Source organism: Litoreibacter arenae DSM 19593 (genome assembly GCF_000442275.2).
GTDB lineage: Bacteria > Pseudomonadota > Alphaproteobacteria > Rhodobacterales > Rhodobacteraceae > Litoreibacter > Litoreibacter arenae.
The window spans coordinates 1277712-1295711 of the sequence record NZ_KE557306.1 but is presented as its reverse complement, the minus strand read 5'-3'; the positions used below and the strand labels follow the sequence as shown (position 1 = coordinate 1295711).

Sequence of the window (18000 nt, the reverse complement as noted above, 5' to 3'; positions counted from 1 at the left end):
AAGGCACCTGGGATCGCTCTGGAGAGCGGCCATTCGCAGTACATTTTTTTAGTGTGCAACCTCCGACCCACTACCTGTTGCTACCCGACGGAGCAAGTAATCTGAGCGATACGTTTGCCATTGCTCTTCACAGTATCTTGCCGCTCACACATAGCATCAATTGCAAATTCCGATTGAGGGATGTGCTGGAACTCTTGCGGCTTCAGAACCTTGTTCGGTTAGTCGGCATAGAAAGCCCAATATGCACAATCGAATCGAAGGCTTCTGATTTCTGGGATTGGATCAAGTAAGGAATCCCAGCCTCAAGCTTAGTGGAAATATGGGCGATACATTAGGCGTGACTGTTCGGTATTTTGAAGCAGTTGCTAAATTCAATTGATGCCACGATCCTCGGCAGTTCTTTCAAAGGTTTTACAGTGCAGGGCGACAGTGAAGATATTTGGTCGTTGGATGGTAACAATTCGCGCAGCAATGCCCCCCCGATATCGACATCAAGTGTCTTCGAGGTGATTGATGATCGAGCAACCACAGGCGACTGGCTTCCAACGACTTTGCGAGCGCTGCTTTTCCCTGACAACGCAGACCCAATGCGAACATACCTATTAGTCGATCCTACTCTTCGAACTACGGTTGTCGGGTTGTTTGATTTGGATGTTCTGGACGTACCAGTTGCCTGTCTTTTCAACGGTGATGCGGCGGAGGAACAGAAAGAGGTTGCGCCCTACTTGGTAGACTTAACCCTAAACGGAGACGTGATCCCACGCTTCCATCGCGACTTCTTCGCCAAGCACTGGGGGCAAGGGACGGGTATACTTCTCACTTCCTCGGCTACTCTGGATCAGCTCAAGCGACACTTCCGCAAGTTCACGAAGCTCAAACGCGAACGCGACGAGCGCTGGTTTCTGTTTCGGTTTTGGGATGCCACTATTGCTTCTGTGTATTTTCGGGCGACTGAGCATGATCCGCTGCGGGCCGCGCAATGGTTTGGACAAGGTCTTGTGAGGACTATTGTGGTTGAAGAGGAAGCTGGAAAGCAAGCCAGTGTATTTGATGGTGCAGCCGCAGATCGGCTGGAAAGCAATGCCGTATTGCCTCCTGTTACACTCACCGACTGGGAACTTGAACCGTTCAAGCTAAGCGCTCTAGATCGACACATCGAAGAGATGGCACACACTTTGAAGTCTGACTTTGCACCCGAACTAAGTGCTTACAGCCCTGAGGTGATCAAACGCCATGTGCGTCCGGCAATCTCGAGATTTATGAACTTCGGCTTCAAGCGCAAAGAGCATTTGCACGTGATAGCGGCTTGGGCTTTGTTTTTCGGACCTGAGTTTGACGAAAAAGACCCGGATGGACGCTTGCAGTCCATTTGCGCATCTCAAGGTCCAGAGGTCAGTCGCTTCAAAGCGCTCAAGCTCCGGATGGACGAGCTTGGAACACGGGAGGCCCAAGCATGAGCCTGAAGCCGGGAGATGTGACTGCACGCTCGGAGCATAGCGGTATGAAAAATGCAGGCGAGATGGGGTCGGAGTGTCAAATCTGCGCTCGCCCCGTTGGTGTCCGCTTCTTCTATGACGACCCCCTGAACACTCCAATTACCGACTTAGAGGTGAAGCTCACCGATATGTCCGGCGCGACGCTTGTTGAAGGACTGACCACCGAAGCGCCTGTCTCGCGCGGACTGCAAGATGCGACCTCTGGTGTCGGTGCTTTGCGCTCGGAACTTGGAGGGGTTGTGCATGGCGAAGTTCCGTTCTCGGCTGGTGCGGTAACCGCAACAACTAATCCATCTCAAGACATTAAGTCTGCCGCAGATGATGCATGGGCCATCGAGCAAGACATCGTCGGCAAGCTTTGGAACTTTGAGCAGTCGATGCTCGCTAAATTCCAACCTTATGTCGATGAGTGGGAACGTGATGGGCTACTTGGCGCTGGAGCGGACTATTATAAAGGAGTTGGGAAAGGAATTGCTAACTGGTGGAACGGAGAGAAGGACTTTTGGGGATCAGCTTGGGGAGCACTGAAGAGTTCAGCAGCAGCGGTCGAACAGTACACTAGAGCGAACCCTGAACTTTTGCTGGGCCCGTTGGGATATATGATCCATGCTCAAAAATTAGGGATGCGCGCGGGCCAATCGCTTGCAGAGTGGTTTAGTGAAAATTCTGCCAGTGTTGGTGATTTCCTCGGAAACCTCACGTCGTTGATGCGCGCATTGTTGATTGGCGATATCGATGGAGTAGTCAATGAGTTGGAAAGCCTGACAGGCTTAGAGGATATTCCCGGCGCAATCGGCGATTTTGGCAAGATGCTAAAGGATGCAATGGCCGATGGTATTGACTGGATTCGAGACATGATCGAAATGATCCGAAGGACACCGGTCTTGGGTCTCATCGCGAATACCGCAATGCGATGCATAATGCTTATGACACCAAATTACTGGGCAAAGGTAATTGGCGAAGGCGTCGGCTTTGTGATTCCAGAGGTTTTGATCTGGGTGATTACAATACTCATTGGAGCATTGAGCTCGGGAGCTGGATCAGTCATATTAGCGCAAAGATGCGCAGGGATCGCGTCGAAATTGCGATCCTTAATCAAAGGCTCACAACACGTATCAAGACTACTTTCATTTCTTGATGAGCTAAGGCCGATTGTCAATTTGATCGGAGATCTAGCTAAAAAACTGAGACAGAGCATCAACGAAATCAGAACTGGGATTGTGGATAGCACTCAGAAGCTGTTTCGTCGGACCCGATACTATAGAGGAAAGCTTGATGACCTAGCCAGACAAGGACATGGACCGCAGAGGCACGAAGGTGATGTTACCGACAAAGCTCTCTTTGACCGAGTGTATCGAGGCAAAGATCCTGCGACAGGTCGTATGCATCCAAGAGACCGAAGGGGGCGTATTCGAGGTGTCGGTAAACACTCGACTAAGTTCCATACTCCTGCCGATTACGTCCGTGCATACGAGAAAGCTCTGAAGCACCCAGACTTTAAGTCCTTTAAGGGCAATTCTGCTCTTGATCGCCAACAAGTTGAAATCCCAATGTCAGATATTTTCGGCCCTAACTTCCAAGCCCGAGTGAGAGGATTTACTCGTGCATCTGGTCGGACTGGGAGGCAACCGACTGTCGTTCGTACAGTTTTCTCGGCAAATGCCAAAGTAGTCGTGCGATTTAAGCGCGAAAATGGTATCATCAAACTTATAACAATGTATCCAGAGCCATGATCAGCGACACGTTCCCTATATCTACCCGTCTACGCACTCTTTTGGGCGCCTTTCATCCAGAAACTCTGGAGCCTGATCAAGAAGAGCCCGATGCCCACGCATATATGAACGGTTGGACAGATCGCGACAGGCGAGACGTTGAACACGAGTTACATGCTCTAGTCAGTTCGGAGAACAAGGTTGCAGAATGGTTAGGTCAGCGTATTGGTGACGATGTTCGCGATGAAATTGCCGCACGAGAATTTCTTAGGTCACTAGCACTTTTTGTTGTTGATCCGAACAAGCCGCAACCCGACGTTGGTGAAATTTTATTGTAAAAGCGTTTGGATATAACTTTCAAAGACGTTTGAAGGTTTATGACCTGCACGACAACCCTACGGTATTTGGTTTTGATGCAAAAATTGTAGCGGTATTTAGAAAAGAAGGCAGAAATGTCCGTCTTATTTCCATGTACCCCAATCCTTGATACATCGGAGCTAACATGACTTTGCATCAACCTCATTATAGTGATATTTCTTTTCTACTCGTGTACTTCAATGCAAATGTTTACGATCCCGAACAGTTGTTAGAGGATTTGGCTTCAATGCCTACTCTGGATCAAGAAAAAGCTAAAACAGATATGGCGTTCTTGTTGAGCGAACATAGGCTGGGACTGGCTGAATTTCATGCTGCAACAAGCTGTACTGCAAAGAATGGCGACGTCGCTCGTCGTTTCTTCGAGGATGTTTACAGGTTCGCGTTTGAGAATGGTGAAGAGCCTGACATTGCAAAATACTGGAATAGATAGAACCTTGGTACTGCGAGCTCGGCCTCGAAGGGCGGGATCCGGACATTCGCTGCATTTACAAAGTGAAAAGCAGCCCATGGAAAAGCGGACATGACAGCTTTGTTGTTTTCACGGAGAGCCGATCTCAATTGCAGAACGAAGCACGCTTTGATAGGCAACCTGAAAGAGAAATGGGCGGGTTGACTAGTGCAGTTCATTGAAGATGGCCCGGACATACCAGATGAATTGCTTCTGGCCCTGGATGAAGGCCGAGTCGTATTTTTCTGTGGTGCGGGTGTTTCACGGGCGAAAGCGAATCTGCCGGATTTCGGGGGCTTATCGAAAGACGTTCTGAACGCATTGCGCGTCGAAGACGACTCTCTTGCCGCGAAGGTTCTCGCCGAAATTAATAGAGTGGAAAAGCAGACCGGCGTTCCGGGTTTGATTTCAGCCGACCGCGTTTTCGGCCTACTTGAGCGCGACTTCCTCGAAAGGGACATTGTATCCGCGGTTGCGCAAGCGCTTGATCCCAAAAAGGTGAAGGATTTCGACCCTGAGAAGGGTGTGGACCTGTCGGCACATGAAATTCTGCTGGACCTTGCCACGACCAAGGATGGTGTAACGAAGCTAGTCACGACCAACTTTGACCGATTGTTTGATGATTGCGGGCGAGGATTGGAGGCGTGGCAGCCGCCAAGGCTACCCGACCCGGCAAGACCGGGGGACTTGCATGGGATCGTCTATCTGCATGGCCGTGCGACGCGTGACTACGATGGGGCTGAGGGCGATGGGTTCGTTTTGTCGAGCGCTGAATTCGGGCGTGCATACCTTGCAGAAGGTTGGGCAACCCGCTTCTTCAAAGATGTGATCGATCGCTATTCCGTGGTGTTCGTTGGCTACAACGCGGACGACCCTCCAGTACAATATCTGTTGGAGGCCCTGAACAAATCAAACGGACGGTTGGATGAGGTCTACGCCTTTCAGTCGGGTGACGCGGACGATGCGACGTCCCGCTGGGAGCACAAGGGTGTGACCGCAATCCCGTTCTCCAAGGACGACTACGCAAACTTGTGGGATACCCTTGAGGAGTGGGCTCGGCGCGCCAAAGACCCGGAAGGTTGGCAGGAAAAGACCATAGCGATGGCCCAGTACGGCCCCGAAACCCTTTCGCCCTTCGAACGCGAACAAGTCGCGCACTTGGTTTCTACGAAGGAGGGTGCGCGCAAATTCCTTGAAAGTGATCCGCCTGCGCCCGCAACTTGGCTATGTGTCTTTGATCCGGCAATTCGTTATGCAAAGCCGAAAAAAGATGAAATCGGATACGAAGCCAATCCGTTCGCTCTGTATGGGCTGGCAAGCGACATTGTGCCTGCGCCCATTCCCCCGGACGACCACTATGCAAAACGCGAAACTCCAACGACTGCGTGGGATGCGTTTGCGCTCAACCGTCGAGACCGACTGGAACTGCGGGACGAACAAATTACGCCAATGCGCGGTGGCCAGTCCCTCTACGCAGGGCAATTGCCAGATAGGATCGGTATTCTTGGGCTTTGGGTTGGAAAGGTCGCCAATCAAAATGCTGCCGTATGGTGGGGCGCACGGCAAAGCGGCCTGCACGGCGGCATTCAGCAACGGATTCGATGGAACTTGGAAAGGGCCGACGCCGATTGTGCTCCGCACATTCTCCAAGCTTGGCACTATCTTTTCGACCACTGGCGATCCGGAGCAGACGCAGACCGCCTTGATTGGTACCGCTTTGCGAATGAAACCAAAGTCGTGGACTGGAACAGTATAACGTTTCGAAAGTACGAGAAGCTTTCGCGGCCACGTATGACGGCAGGACACAACTATTTCCGCTCTTCAGTGGCACCACAGGCCGATGAAGAAACGGGCCTTGGCGATTTGATCCTTCTGGATGTGGCCTGCACAGAAGACAGCCCCGAAATCGACATACCGGATGATTGGTTACCCGATGTGGTTTCGGCCTTGAAGCGCAATCTGGACATTGGAATTCAGCTGGAGACTGAGCGTGGACACTACAGATGGCTGGACATTCCGCCAATCATGCCTTCGGACGACCCAGACATAAGCGACTACGCACGCAAGGAAGGTTTTACTGGTGCTGTGTTGTCCTATGCCGCTCTGTTCGAACGGCTTGCGGAACTGGATATTGAGCAAGCACGAAGGGAAACTTCGACATGGCCCACAGACGACGACAACGTGTTTGCCCGGTTGCGGATATGGGCAAGCCGGTTCGAAACGCTTGTTCCCAACGAAGCTTTTAATCAGTTCTTTGAATTGGTTAGCCGGGATGCGTTTTGGAACATCCGACACCAACGCGACCTGTTGCTTACTTTGCAAGAGCGTTGGGGAACATTGCCAATTCCCGTAACAAAACGGATCGAAGCGCGTATCCTAGAGGGCCGGGAACGTTGGGAAAATGAACCAGAGCACGAATTCGTGCAGCGGAAGGCTTGGAGCATTGCCGAACGCCTTCATTGGCTGCGTTCGAAGGGATGCAACCTGAACGTCAATTACGACGAAGAAATTAGACGGCTTCAAAACGCGGCCCCCGATTGGTCACCGGAACATGCCGAAAACGCTGATCGTTCGTGGGAAAGCCGTGGCGGATCGGTTCGTACCGAAACAGAGCATAGCGGTCTTCTGTCAGAGCCACTATCCAACGTACTGGCAAAAGCAAAGGAAATCGGCGGAAGAACCGGGCTGGCACTCGTTGACTACGATCCATTCGCGGGTTTGTGCGCGAGACATCCGATCATGGCGCTTTCTGCGTTGCGGCTGGAAGCCAAGCGCGGCGGGTACCCGGAATGGGCTTGGCGGCGCTTTCTGCATTCGGAGAACCGAAAAGACGACAATAGCCGCTTAAAGAACTTTATAGCCGAACTTGTCATCTCGGCGGGACACGACGAATTGAAGGATATCGTATACCCTGTGTCCGAATGGTTTCTTTCAACTTCTGAAAATCTCCCCGAAGCATGTGTGCCTATCTTTGAGCGGTTGGCTACGCGCCTGCTCGATTTCATGAGCGACAATCCAGATGCGGGCGGTTCTGGTGTTGTTCGCGGAAATCGCGATCCTGATTGGGCGACAGAAGCTCTAAACTCGCCTGCGGGAAAAATTGCCCAAGCATTGTATCACGATCCGCGCCGCCAGAGCCTTGAGCAAAACCAAGGACTACCCGCTGAATGGAGTGTAATGGTTGAGCGCGCTTTGGCGTTGCCCGGCGACAATGGCCGTTTCGCCCTGGTCTTTTTTAGCTATCACTTGAACTGGTTCCACTACGTCGATTCCAGGTGGACGCAAGAGAAGCTTCTTTCTGTCCTGAAAACAAACAACGCTGAAACCTTAGAAGCCTGGTGGACCGGCTATCTATGGGGTGCGCGCAACCTGCCAAACTTTGAATTGTTTCAAGTCTTGAAGCCGCATTTGCTTGCGAAGGCTGCTGGTCAGACCTACGAGGAGCGGAGCAACCGTGACAAGCTAGCCGGACTGGTGCTGGCAAGCTGGGGGCGCCCAGATCCAAAGACGGGCGCGGAGCGCGTTTCTGACGATGAGTTCCGCAAGGTTTTGTTCGACGCGGGGGATCGTTTTCGCTCGCGCGTATTGTGGCAGCTTGAGCGGTGGAGCAAAGAGGACGGCGAGAGTGGAGAGCATTGGAAGCCGCTCCGAGAACGTTTTCTACGCCAGGTCTGGCCCATTCAAAAAGCTGCCCGGACCCCCCACAATTCGGCGCGCCTGATCGAACTTGCGTTCTCCGATGAAGATAGTTTCATCGCAATTTCAGACGCGATATTGCCTTTGATCAGCAAGATCGAGCGCGATCAAATCATGTTGCCTTCTATCCGGCGTGGTGAAGGGAACATAGTCGACAAGTACCCAGAGCGCGTACTTGAAATCCTGCACTTGGCCCTTCCCGAAGACGCGAACATTTGGCCCTACGAGATAGACGCAACCATCGAGCGCATTGCTGTTGCGGATCCATCACTTCGAGTGGATCCTAGGTGGGTGGAGTTGAACAGGCGCTGGAATTCAAGATGACTAAGCTTTGAATGTCGGCTTCGCCGGATCACTGGCGGCACCATTACGTTGTAGCGAAAGTCCGCAATGCGGGCTGCGACTGCAGAATCATAGACTGAGGTGGAGTGGCTGGTTTGGGCCGGACCCGTTGCGGTCAAGTATAACCGCGAGTCGCTCGCGGTCAGTACAAGATGAGTAAAGGTCACCCCGCCCGGCGATCCTGGGCGGGGCGGTCTGCTGTCAGTCGCCGTTGCGGCGGGTGTTGGGGCGCGACCAGATGAGGCTGAAGGTCTCTTCGCCGCCTTCGATCACCGTGTCGTCGAAGAGGTTGGCGTAGATCGGCTGGGTGAAGCTCGGGTCGTCGAGCTTGAGGCTCAGGTAGTCGCGGCCCTCGGTCGAGCGCTTGGACCAGGCGGCGCCGATCTCGGCACGGCCGACGAAGACGCGGTGGGAGGGGGCGTTGTCGTTGGGGGTGCTGTCCTCGGGGACGATGCGGACGGCTTTCGCCTGAACGCTGAGGGTGACGATCTCTCCGACGTATTCGCTGCCGGTCTTCTTGAAGGTTCCGATGGTGGCCATTTCATATCTCCTTTTGGCTTGTCCGAGCCCGCGCCCTTCGCGGCCTCGATGGCGATCGTCAGGACCGGGACGATCCGCCGACGCAGCCACTGTGGCCCGCAGCGCCAGCGGAGGACGGCAAGGCCGGTCTTTCTTGTGCCGCGAGGAATGGCGGACCCGATACTTTTCGGGGGCGCCAGGGGAAGAAAGTCCGGACCGGCCGTTGCGGCCAAGGCGGTCGAGGCGTCAGCCGATCCCGGTCAGATCAGCCGCTGAGAGGCCCGCAAGGGACGCGTGGCGTCATGCCATGGAAGAGGGGATGACAGGCTACCTTTGGACCGCGCAAGATCCCGGCAGCATGCGTCGTCAAAAGACAGGTTCTAGCGTGCAGGCGGAAACGGTGCATGTCCCGGACGTGCCACGCTACTCCGGGATTGCCCCCTCTCGCCGTGTCTGTGTTTGTCTGCCGTGATGTTCGGTCTGCCGGCGATCCAAGTGCATGCAAGACCGGGGCCATGCGCCACAATCTGGGTTTCGGCGATCTGGCTTTGCTCAGCCGGTCCTGCCCAACCGCAACGCTACGGTGGCGGCCAGGATCGAGACCTGCTGTTGCCTCAATCGGTCGCTGGGCATGCTGACGAAGTCACTGACGGCATGCTGCTGCGCAAGCTTCACAGGGCGTTCAGTGTTCGTCGAAAGACTTGTGCGGATGCGGGTCGGACATGGCGTTGACCTCGGACCAGCCCGATACCCGCGCCCAAGCGGTCCCGCCCACGACCAGCGCGCCCAGCCAAGACAGGAAGATGATGGTCGCAGCGCCCGCGCTGCCGAATTCGGCAAGACCCTTTGCCGCATGAAACCCGGCGATCCCAGCGGGGACCGCGTAGATCAGGCCGATGGCGAGTTTGAGAGGAACGTACCGGATGCGGTCAAAGGCGAATTCCCCCAGAGCGGCGACGAAGCCGCCGATGAAGAGGCCCGCAATGATCGACAGAAAGACGCCTTGGCCCGTTTCATACAGATACATGCCGGACGTCAGGCCGATCGCGAAGGGCAGGGCGTAGACGGCCAGGTTGAACAGGATCCAGCAGAGGGCACCAAGGCCGAACAGCGTGAAGAGGGTGGAGAAAAACATGAGGCACTCCTTTCGAGAACAAGGATCGCGCCGCCACCTCCTCCATTGGCACGGGCAGATCATAGCAGAAAACGGCCCGCCCCGGGAGAGTCCGGGGCGGGCGTCGGCGGAAATCCGGTCATGCCGGTGGGGCGGTTTTCGGCCGGAAGTCGAAGAGGGGAATGCCCATCGCGCGGGCCTTGTCGGCGAGATTTTCGGTGATACCCGAGCCCGGGAAGACGATGAGCCCGATGGGCAGGGTGTCGAGTAACTGGTCGTTGCGCTTGAAGGGGGCCGACTTGCCGTGCCGCGTCCAGTCGGGCTTGAAGACGATCTGCGCCACGCTGCGATTGTCGGCCCAGGCGGCGGCGATGCGTTCGGCCCCGCGCGGTGCGCCGCCGTGCAACAGAACCATGTCGGCGTGTTTCGTGTGGACGCGGTCGAGCGCAGCCCAGATGGCAGCATGATCGTTGCAATCGAGCCCACCGGTGAATGCGATTTTTGTGCCTTGGGGCAGGAGCGGTTCCAGATCGGCCCGGCGCTTCGCAGTGAGATGATCGCGGCTGTCGATCAAAGAGGCGGTTAGGGCGCGGTGGCTCACATGGCTGCCCGTGCGCGGATGCCAGGTCTGGCCGAGATGGGTCTCGAAGCCCTCGGCGGCAAGATCGCGCATTGCCTCAAAGGCATTGCGCCGCTCGATGAGCGTGATGCCCTCCGCGATCAGGGTTTCCAGTTCGACCGAGCGGACCTCGGAGCCGTCCTGTTCGCGCTGCGCCCGTTTCTGCGCCTGTTCGTTGCTGTCGAGCTCACGGTTTATCCGCGTCGATGTGCGGTGAAACAGGTTCGTGGTGGACCAGAGCAGGTCTTCGAGGTCGGGCTCCAACCGCGTGTCGGACAGCGTCGAGACGAGCGCGTCGAAAATGTCGACGACGGCGGTGCGAATGGCGTCGGGCTCCGGCAAGGGGCGGGGATCGGGCTCGTCGGTGAAGGGGCGCCAGCCGTAGAGCTGCAGTTCCTCGAGCACAACGGCGGTGGAGGATCGGGTTTGAAGATGTGTGTCGGTCATGATGTCGTCTCCGGTTGTCGAAGACCGCGCCTCTCGCGGCCTTCCCGGGCAACGGAAAAGCGGGGGCCGGACGGGTCTGCATTCTCAGGGGTCCCCGTCGCGCCCACGCGATGGGGTGGAACCGGAGCGCAGCGGAGGACGGCCAAGGCCGTTGCGGGCCCGTCCGGGCTCTGCTCCGTTTTGCCCGCTCTCGGAGGGCCGGAAGGCGTGGCTTTGATCGCGGAGGCGCTGACCGGCTGCGCCAATCCCGGTCAATCGATGGCGTGGTCGAGGAAGGTCACGGCATCCTCGGGCGCCAGTTGCGGACGCAGATGCGCGCGCAACGCGTCGCGGCCATTGGCCCGCAGATCGTCATTGAAATCGCCGAGACAGGGGGAGAGGTGGATCGCGTCGATCCCGGCCTGTCTGGCCCGATGCGACAGATGGTCCGCGGCGGACAGGCCTGCCGGGTCGGCATCGACGGCGATGTAGAGGCTGCGAAGATCGGCGGGCAGCTGCAGGGCTGCGAGATGATTGGCGGACAGAGCCGCCACCGCAGGCAACTCCGGCAGGGCCAGATGCAGGGAGAGCATGGTCTCAAGCCCTTCGCCTGCGGCCAGCACGCTGACCGGTTTGCCGATGTGAACACCATGGCCGAGGAGATTGCCCATCGCCTTGCGCGGTGGAATGACCGGGGCCTTGTCCGCAGTGGCGGGGTCAAGCCAGGTGCGGTGCAGGCCGGTGAGCCGTCCATCGAGGTCCGTCACCTTGGCGAGCAGGGCAGGCCAAGTCTCCGGCGGGGCTGTCAGCGCATGATCCTTGCGCCAGTAAAAGCAGTTCGGGTGAAATCGGAGGCTGTCGAGATGGCCCAGCCCGGTGAGGCCGCGCCTTGCGAGATAGCGTTCTGCCAATGTGCCGGAAATCGGCCGGCCCATGGCCCAGAGCCGCCGCGCGGCCTCGGGTGAGCCGCGAGAGGTTGGCGAATTGTTGGCGCGATGCCTCTCCGTCTGCGGCAGGCTTAGAAACCTGCGCGCTTCGTCCAGCGTGTCCCTCAGCGTGGTGATACCCATGTTCAGGGCGATCAGGTCCAGAAGGTCCCCGTGCTGCCCGGTTGCGGAATCGGTCCACTTGCCAGCCGCACCAAGGCCGGAGTTCGGACCGGTCAGCCGAACGTAGAGGCTGCGGCCCGGTGTGTTCTGCACATCGCCTACGATCCAGTAGCGGCCCTGTTTGCGCCCGTTCGTAAGGTAGTGGCGGCAGACGGCCTCGGCATCTTCGGCAAGGCGGCGGGCGATGTCGGCGGCGGGGCTGTGCATGCTCTGTGCCTCCTGTCGTGGATTGAAAAAGGGGCCCGCCATTTCTGGCGAACCCCGGCTGCCGGAACTCGGGGGGAAGGAGCTCCGACCTGCTCGAAGGTCACTCGGCGGCTGTCCGGGCGAAGGCGTCACCGGCGACGGGATCATCTTCCCCGGAGTGTTCGGAATCTCCGATAGCCGGTTCGCCGCCGTCTTCCGCCGATTGCGCTTCGCCGGTCTCGGGATCGTCGTCCGAAGGTCCTCCATCGGCGGTGTCGGTGTCGTCGACCAACTCGATCTCCGGCGCGTCCTCTTCCGGCAGCGGCGGCGTGCGCAGCGGGTCGGGCAGCCACCCGGTGCCGACGAGCAGGTCCTCGGCGGCGGTCACCATCTCCGCCTTCTTCAGGCCGACGATCCGGTCAGCGGCATCTTCGCCCTTCGCATCGCGCACGGCCTCGAGGATGCGCGCCTTGGTCACGCGGCCGAGGTAGCTGTCGCCGGTCGCCGTCCAGCCCGCCTTGGCCATGTCGAGCCCGACGGTTCCGGCCAGCACATCCGCATGCGCGATGGCGCGGGGACGGCGCTGGTAGGGGTCGTGGACGGCATTTACGCTCATCGCCACGCAATGGGCGAAGAGCGCCTCGCGGCTGCAGCTGTCGAACTCGGTCAGGGCCTCCCAGAGGTCCTCGGGCGCCTTCGGCAGGTTGCGCGCCCAGGTCTCGTGGCGCTGGTCGATGGCTTGCGCATAGGCCGTGTCGCCGAGGCCCGGCACCTGCGATCCGAAGGCCGCGTTGCGCGGTTCGATCTCGACGCAGCTGTCGACGGCGTAGCGGTAGAAGAGCCGCAGGACCATCGCGTGCAGCGCCGCAAGGAAGGCGACCTGCGGGTCCTGGGCCAGCGCATTCCGCAATGCCAGCGTGCGATGGGCCGTCAGTTCCATGACGAGGCGGTCGGAAAGCGGCTTGAGGCCGTCATCCTCTTCCTCCTCGTCTTTGGTGGAAGTGACGGTATCGTCGGTGTCCTCGACCGGCGCCGCTTGCGGTGCGACCTCGTCGGCGTCCTCCACCTCCTCGACCGGCTCGTCTTCGGGCCACACATAGCCGCGTTCGACCCGCAGCCGCCCGGAACTGTCGATGCTGACGAAGGCCCCGGCCAGCGCCAGATCCTCGGCCTCGTACCGGATCGGGCGCGCCTCGAGCGCCTCTATCGCCTCCTCGATCTCGCCCAACCGGGAATCGACGTCGTCGGGCAACTCGTCGGCTTCCGCATGCTCCGCCTCAAGCGCGTCGTATTCGGCCTTCAGCGCCTGGTAGCTGGCGGCCTCCGCGTCGCTCATCGGCACCGCTTCGCCATGGATCCGGCGCATGCCGAAGGTATGGCCATAGGGGAATTCGGTATCCACCTCGACCCAATTCCAGCCCTCGGCGCGCACCGCCTCGGCCTCTTCGGTGAGCTTCTCGCGCACCATAACATCGAGCAGACTGGCATCCTGCAGCCAGCCGCCATCGTCCTGCTGGAACAGATCGCGCAGGATTTCGCCCCCGGCCTCGACGTAATCGTCCAGCCCCACGAACTGTGCCCGCTTGTCCGAGGCACGCACCGCGCCCTCGGTCAGCATGCGGCGGATCTCGTAGGGCTGCCGCGAATAATGCCGCTGCAGCGCCTCCCAGACCTGCTCCTGCCGCGCGTGGTCAGGGTTGACCGTGAAGGCCATGAGCTGGTCGAGGGTCATCTCCTCCTCGGCATAGGCGTCGAGCAGCGACGGTGCGACGGCGGCGAGCTTCAGCCGCTGTTTGACCACACTGGCCGAGACGAAGAAGGCGGCGGCGATTTCCTCCTCGGAGCGGCCCTTCTCGCGCATCGCCTGAAACGCGCGGAACTGGTCGAGCGGGTGCAGGGGTGCCCGCTGGACGTTCTCGGCCAGGCTGTCCTCTTCGGCGAGCCCGTCTGTGCGCACGATGCAGGGCACAAGTGCTGTCTTGTTCATGCGCTTCTGTTTGACGAGCAGTTCCAGCGCCCGGAACCGCCGCCCGCCGGCGGGGATCGTGTACATGCCGGTCTCGGTGCCGCTGTCGTCCAGCACCGGCCGCACGGTGATGGAGCTGAGCAGCGTCCGCCGCGCAATGTCCTCGGCCAGTTCCTCGATCGACACGCCCGCCTTGACGTGGCGCACGTTCGACTGGCTGAGCATCAGCTTGTTAAAGGGGATGTCGCGCGAGGCGCTGAGGGTGATTTTCTGTTGCTTTGTCATCGGGATATCTCCGCGACGGGTCAGCCGGGAGCCTCTCTCCCGACCTCCAAACCCGTCACGGAAAAACCGGCACCCCTCTAACTCTCGAGGCAGCACAGAGCTCATATGGACTTGCAAAGCAATCCATATGACCTTATATTATCAATCAAACTAGGAAGGAGCGCCAACACATGGAAAACGTTGTTCTGGAACGTCCTGCGCCGGATCGGCAGGGGGTCGCGCTCAAGGCCTTCACGCGGATCGCGGACGCCTGGTCGCTCACCCTGCGGGAAGCGGCGGCACTGGCGGACATGTCGGAGTCGACCTGGAAGCGGGCGAAGAAGCCTGATTTTGCGGGGGATTTGACGCGGGACCAGATGCTGCGATTGAGCGCGCTGATCGGCCTCTACAAGTCGCTTGAGCTTTACTTCAACGAGCCGATCTCGCGGGAGTGGGCGAAGCTGCCCAACCGAGGTCCCGAGTTCGACGGTGCGCGGCCCGTTGACGCGATGATCGAAGGGGGATTGCCCAAGATCCTACGCGTGCGGGGCTATGTCGACGCGCTTAGGGGCGGGGTTTGAGGATCACGTCGGTCAACGATCGCGCCCTTGTCCGGCTGATCTCCGAGACCCATCACAAGCCCCCGGTGCTGCGGGGGCTGGTCGACAGCGACGAGGAGGCGGACATCCTCGCCGAGATCGAAGGCGAGACCAGTGCTCGCCTGATCGCCGAAGCGCAGGGCAGCCCCGCGCTCGACCGTCGCGAACTGGCCTTCGCGCGGCGGTCCCATGACCTGACCCTTTACGGTCAGAGCCATATCAACGCGGCCTTCACCTACACGCGCCCCTCGGGCAACCGGTTCAACACCGGCGAGCGCGGCGCGTGGTATTGCGCCTGGGACATGCTGACGAGCGCGCAGGAAGTTGGGTTTCACCGGACCCGTGAATTGGGCTTCATCGGCCGCTACGAGGACGAGGCCCGCTACGTGGAACTGCTGGCGGATTTCATCGGGGATTTCCCGGATCTGCACGGGGAGGCGCATCCGGCGCTCGATCCGGTCCCCGAGCGGGGCTACCCGGCCGGGCAGCGCCTTGCCGCCGACTTGAGGGCAGAGGGGCATCGTGGACTGATCTACCCCTCCGTGCGCCACCCGGGCGGGCGGTGCTTCGTCGCCTTCGATCCGGGGATCATCCAGAATGTCCGCCCTGGCGCGAGCTGGAAGCTGGTCTGGCAAGGTGCACCCGAGTTCACGATCGAGGGGCTATAACGCCCCTCGAAATCTTCATTCAGTGCTTGAGTTTATCTCGTTAGGTCGTTGATCTGAATTTATATTCAACGCAATTAGGCTTTCTCCAACAACGCCTTCGCCTTCCCCTCCATGACCAGCCGCGCATCCTGCTGCGGCTTGGACCGGGCCACCGCCGTGATCCCTTGCACGAAGTCGAAGACGCTCTCGGGCGGGCGGGCTTCCTCGGCAAGGACCGTCTCGACGATCCGCCCGGTCTCCGCCTTCGAGAACCCACGCTTGCGCAGGAAGTCCTGACGGTCCTCGTCGGTGCGCGCGACGATCTTCTCACGTGCCGCACGGATGCCGTCGATGAACGGTGCGGGCGAGGACTCGGCGAAGCGGGCGAGTGCCGGGGCGGCCTCGTGGGCGAAGCGGGAGGCGGCATATTTCGAATGCCGGATCGTGATCTCCTGGAAGTCCTCGACGCCCCAGAGGTTGCGGTTCTGGCAGACCGCGCGCAGGTAGAAGCTGGCGATGCCGAGCGTCTTGGCGCCCACCTCCGAGTTCCAGCAGTAGAACCCCCGGAAATAGAGGTCAGGCGAGCCGTCGGGCAGCAGCCCCGCCTTGATCGGGTTCAGGTCATCGACGAGGAACAGGAACACGTCCCGGTCCGAGGCGTAGAGCGTCGTCGTCTCCTTCGTCACGTCCACGCGCGGGTTGTAGATGCCGGTGGACCAATCGAGCACTCCGGGGACCTTCCAGCGCGTGTCGCCGGTGCCGTTGCCTGCGATGCGCTGGACGGCGGAGACCAGTTCATGGTCGTAGATGCGGCCATAGTCGGGCCCGGTCACGGCGCGCAGTTCCGTGCGGCCATCCGCGACTTCCATGGTCTTGATCTGCTCGGCCCGGTGGTTGGTCAGCCCGTATTGCAGGTTGATCCCCGCCAGAGGCGCGGGAAGTTGCCGCAGATAGGCCGCGGGCGCGCCGACGAGGCTCGAGATCTGGCCGAAGGACCAATGGGTCGGCGCGATGGGTTCATCCGCGCCGGGCAGGACAAGGCCCAGCTTCTCCGGGTCGTCGCGATGCGCCTCGACCCGGATCGCCGCACTCTCCACCGTGCGCGTCCGGCTCCGCTCCGCCCGACCTTTGACGGACGCAAAGAGATCGTCGAGCGACAGATACCGCTCGTCATCCGGCCGCGAGAACCATTCGGACGACACGCGGTCCACATTCGTGCCGCGCGACACATCCACTTTGTAGCCGCCGCTGATGTCACGCCCGGCATCGATGATTTCGCTGTTCATTGGAAAACCTCCGCGACGGGCGGCCGAAAGCCTCTCTCTCGACCTCCAAACCCGTCACGGGCCGGGACGGCTCCCCTCTGTCTCTCCGATCACTCGGCTGCGCGGGGCTCAAGCGGGGAAGGGGCGCGCGACGCGGCGAGCCGGTGCAGCGTTTCCGGGCGGATATGGGTGTAGCGGCGCAGCATCTTCCAGTCCTTGTGGCCGGTAACCAGCGAGACTTGCTCGATGGCGAAGCCGGCCTCGAACAGGCGGCTTGTGCCCTCATGGCGCAAATCGTGGAAATGCAGGTCCTTCACGCTGACCTCGACGCAGGCGCGCCGGAAGGCGGTTCCGACCGATCTCGAGTTGTAGGGAAAAATCCGACCTCTAGCTTGCCCGAGTTCCTTGGCCTGTTCGGTGACCAACGCCCAGGCATCGAACCCCGTGGCGGCGAAGAGTGGGATCCGCTGGTCGTTCCCGGTCTTGTTGCGCGGGTCCTTTCTGTCGCGGATCATGAGCATCCGGCGCTCGACGTCGAGATCGGTCCATTCGACGCGGCAGATCTCGTCGAGCCGCATGGCGGTGGCCACCGCGAACTTCACGATCCGCGTCATCGGTGTCGTCAGGCGTTCGTTGTCATCGAAGCAACGGAAGAGGCGGTTCAACTCATCGATGGTAGGGCGACGATCCCGCTCTGTGCCCTTGCCGATCAGGCCGAGACGCTTGAGCGCGACGCGCGCCAGATCAACCGGTTCCGGAGAGATATCGAGCCCGTGCACGGCTGCCGCGTGGGTTATGATCATCTTGACCACCCCGATATCGATCCCGAGAGTCACCGGACCCGCACCTTGCTCTGCGCGCATCTTGCCGTAGTCGATCAGCTTCTGCCGGTCGAGGTGGCCGATCTTCTCCTTGCCTAGATCGCGCTTGAGCGTCGTGAGCGTGGCGGCCTTGCTGCGACGCGGCGGTTTCCCTACCTCGCACATATCGGTTATATGAAGCTCGATGAGGTCGCCAAAGGTCTGGAGGCGGGATACGGACGACTTGTTCGGCGCCAGCCCTTGATCGACCCGGGTCTCCGCCTGGCGGGCCCAACGATGGGCGTCGTCGCGGCGGAGGAACGTCTCGCTCGCGTAGCGGCCCTTTCGTCTGATCTGGACCCGGTAGGCACCGGAGGGGAGCTTGGTGATGGAGGCCATTTTCGTGTGCGCTGT

At 59.5% G+C, this 18000-nt stretch carries 14 protein-coding genes; 7 read left to right on the top strand and 7 right to left on the bottom strand.

All coding sequences use genetic code 11. The features are described 5' to 3' along the window. The first annotated feature begins 353 nt into the window (after positions 1-353). The 5 genes from THALAR_RS06400 (at position 354) to THALAR_RS06385 (ending at position 8054) form a co-directional block, all read left to right on the top strand. Positions 354-1457: a DUF4123 domain-containing protein gene (locus THALAR_RS06400; protein WP_154666751.1), complete on the top strand. Its 1104-nt coding sequence runs from the start codon at positions 354-356 to the stop codon at positions 1455-1457. Further along, positions 1454-3229, top strand: coding sequence for a hypothetical protein (locus THALAR_RS06395; RefSeq protein ID WP_021100684.1), 1776 nt, complete (start codon positions 1454-1456; stop codon positions 3227-3229). The genes THALAR_RS06400 and THALAR_RS06395 overlap by 4 nt, the downstream gene beginning before the upstream one ends. After that, positions 3226-3546, top strand: a complete 321-nt coding sequence (locus tag THALAR_RS18350) for a hypothetical protein (RefSeq protein ID WP_154666750.1) — start codon at positions 3226-3228, stop codon at positions 3544-3546. Before THALAR_RS06395 ends, THALAR_RS18350 begins: the two co-directional genes overlap by 4 nt. A 164-nt stretch (positions 3547-3710) precedes the next feature. Then, entirely contained in the window at positions 3711-4016 is a 306-nt protein-coding gene (locus THALAR_RS06390; RefSeq protein ID WP_154666749.1) for a hypothetical protein, read from the top strand. A gap of 186 nt (positions 4017-4202) precedes the next feature. Further along, complete coding sequence (locus tag THALAR_RS06385) at positions 4203-8054, top strand: SIR2 family protein (RefSeq protein WP_021100682.1); 3852 nt, start codon at positions 4203-4205, stop codon at positions 8052-8054. Between the two features lie 219 nt (positions 8055-8273). Here THALAR_RS06385 and THALAR_RS06380 read toward each other — a convergent pair whose 3' ends face one another. From THALAR_RS06380 to THALAR_RS06360, 5 genes are all read right to left on the bottom strand, one after another. Continuing rightward, positions 8274-8612: a DUF736 domain-containing protein gene (locus THALAR_RS06380; protein ID WP_021100681.1), complete on the bottom strand. Its 339-nt coding sequence runs from the start codon at positions 8610-8612 to the stop codon at positions 8274-8276. A 661-nt stretch (positions 8613-9273) separates the two neighbouring features. Beyond that, a complete protein-coding gene (locus THALAR_RS06375; protein WP_021100680.1) occupies positions 9274-9726 on the bottom strand; it encodes a hypothetical protein in 453 nt (150 codons plus the stop codon). Between the two features lie 118 nt (positions 9727-9844). After that, positions 9845-10771 carry a DUF2493 domain-containing protein gene (locus tag THALAR_RS06370; RefSeq protein ID WP_021100679.1) on the bottom strand — a complete coding sequence of 309 codons (927 nt, stop codon included), beginning with the start codon at positions 10769-10771 and terminating at the stop codon, positions 9845-9847. Between the two features lie 251 nt (positions 10772-11022). Continuing rightward, complete coding sequence (locus THALAR_RS06365) at positions 11023-12066, bottom strand: DUF7146 domain-containing protein (RefSeq protein ID WP_021100678.1); 1044 nt, start codon at positions 12064-12066, stop codon at positions 11023-11025. Positions 12067-12166: 100 nt separating this feature from the next. Continuing rightward, positions 12167-14296 (bottom strand): ParB/RepB/Spo0J family partition protein, encoded by a 2130-nt coding sequence (locus tag THALAR_RS06360; protein ID WP_021100677.1) that lies wholly within the window; start codon positions 14294-14296, stop codon positions 12167-12169. Between the two features lie 170 nt (positions 14297-14466). Between THALAR_RS06360 and THALAR_RS06355 the strand changes: the two genes are divergently transcribed. Continuing rightward, positions 14467-14856 (top strand): antitoxin Xre-like helix-turn-helix domain-containing protein, encoded by a 390-nt coding sequence (locus THALAR_RS06355; RefSeq protein ID WP_021100676.1) that lies wholly within the window; start codon positions 14467-14469, stop codon positions 14854-14856. Continuing rightward, entirely contained in the window at positions 14853-15542 is a 690-nt protein-coding gene (locus THALAR_RS06350; protein ID WP_021100675.1) for an RES family NAD+ phosphorylase, read from the top strand. The genes THALAR_RS06355 and THALAR_RS06350 overlap by 4 nt, the downstream gene beginning before the upstream one ends. A 74-nt stretch (positions 15543-15616) precedes the next feature. Here the strand turns inward: THALAR_RS06350 and THALAR_RS06345 are convergent, their stop codons facing one another. Next, positions 15617-16807 (bottom strand): hypothetical protein, encoded by a 1191-nt coding sequence (locus THALAR_RS06345; RefSeq protein ID WP_021100674.1) that lies wholly within the window; start codon positions 16805-16807, stop codon positions 15617-15619. Positions 16808-16896: 89 nt separating this feature from the next. Beyond that, positions 16897-17985, bottom strand: a complete 1089-nt coding sequence (locus THALAR_RS06340) for a site-specific integrase (protein WP_021100673.1) — start codon at positions 17983-17985, stop codon at positions 16897-16899. Positions 17986-18000 lie beyond the last annotated feature (15 nt).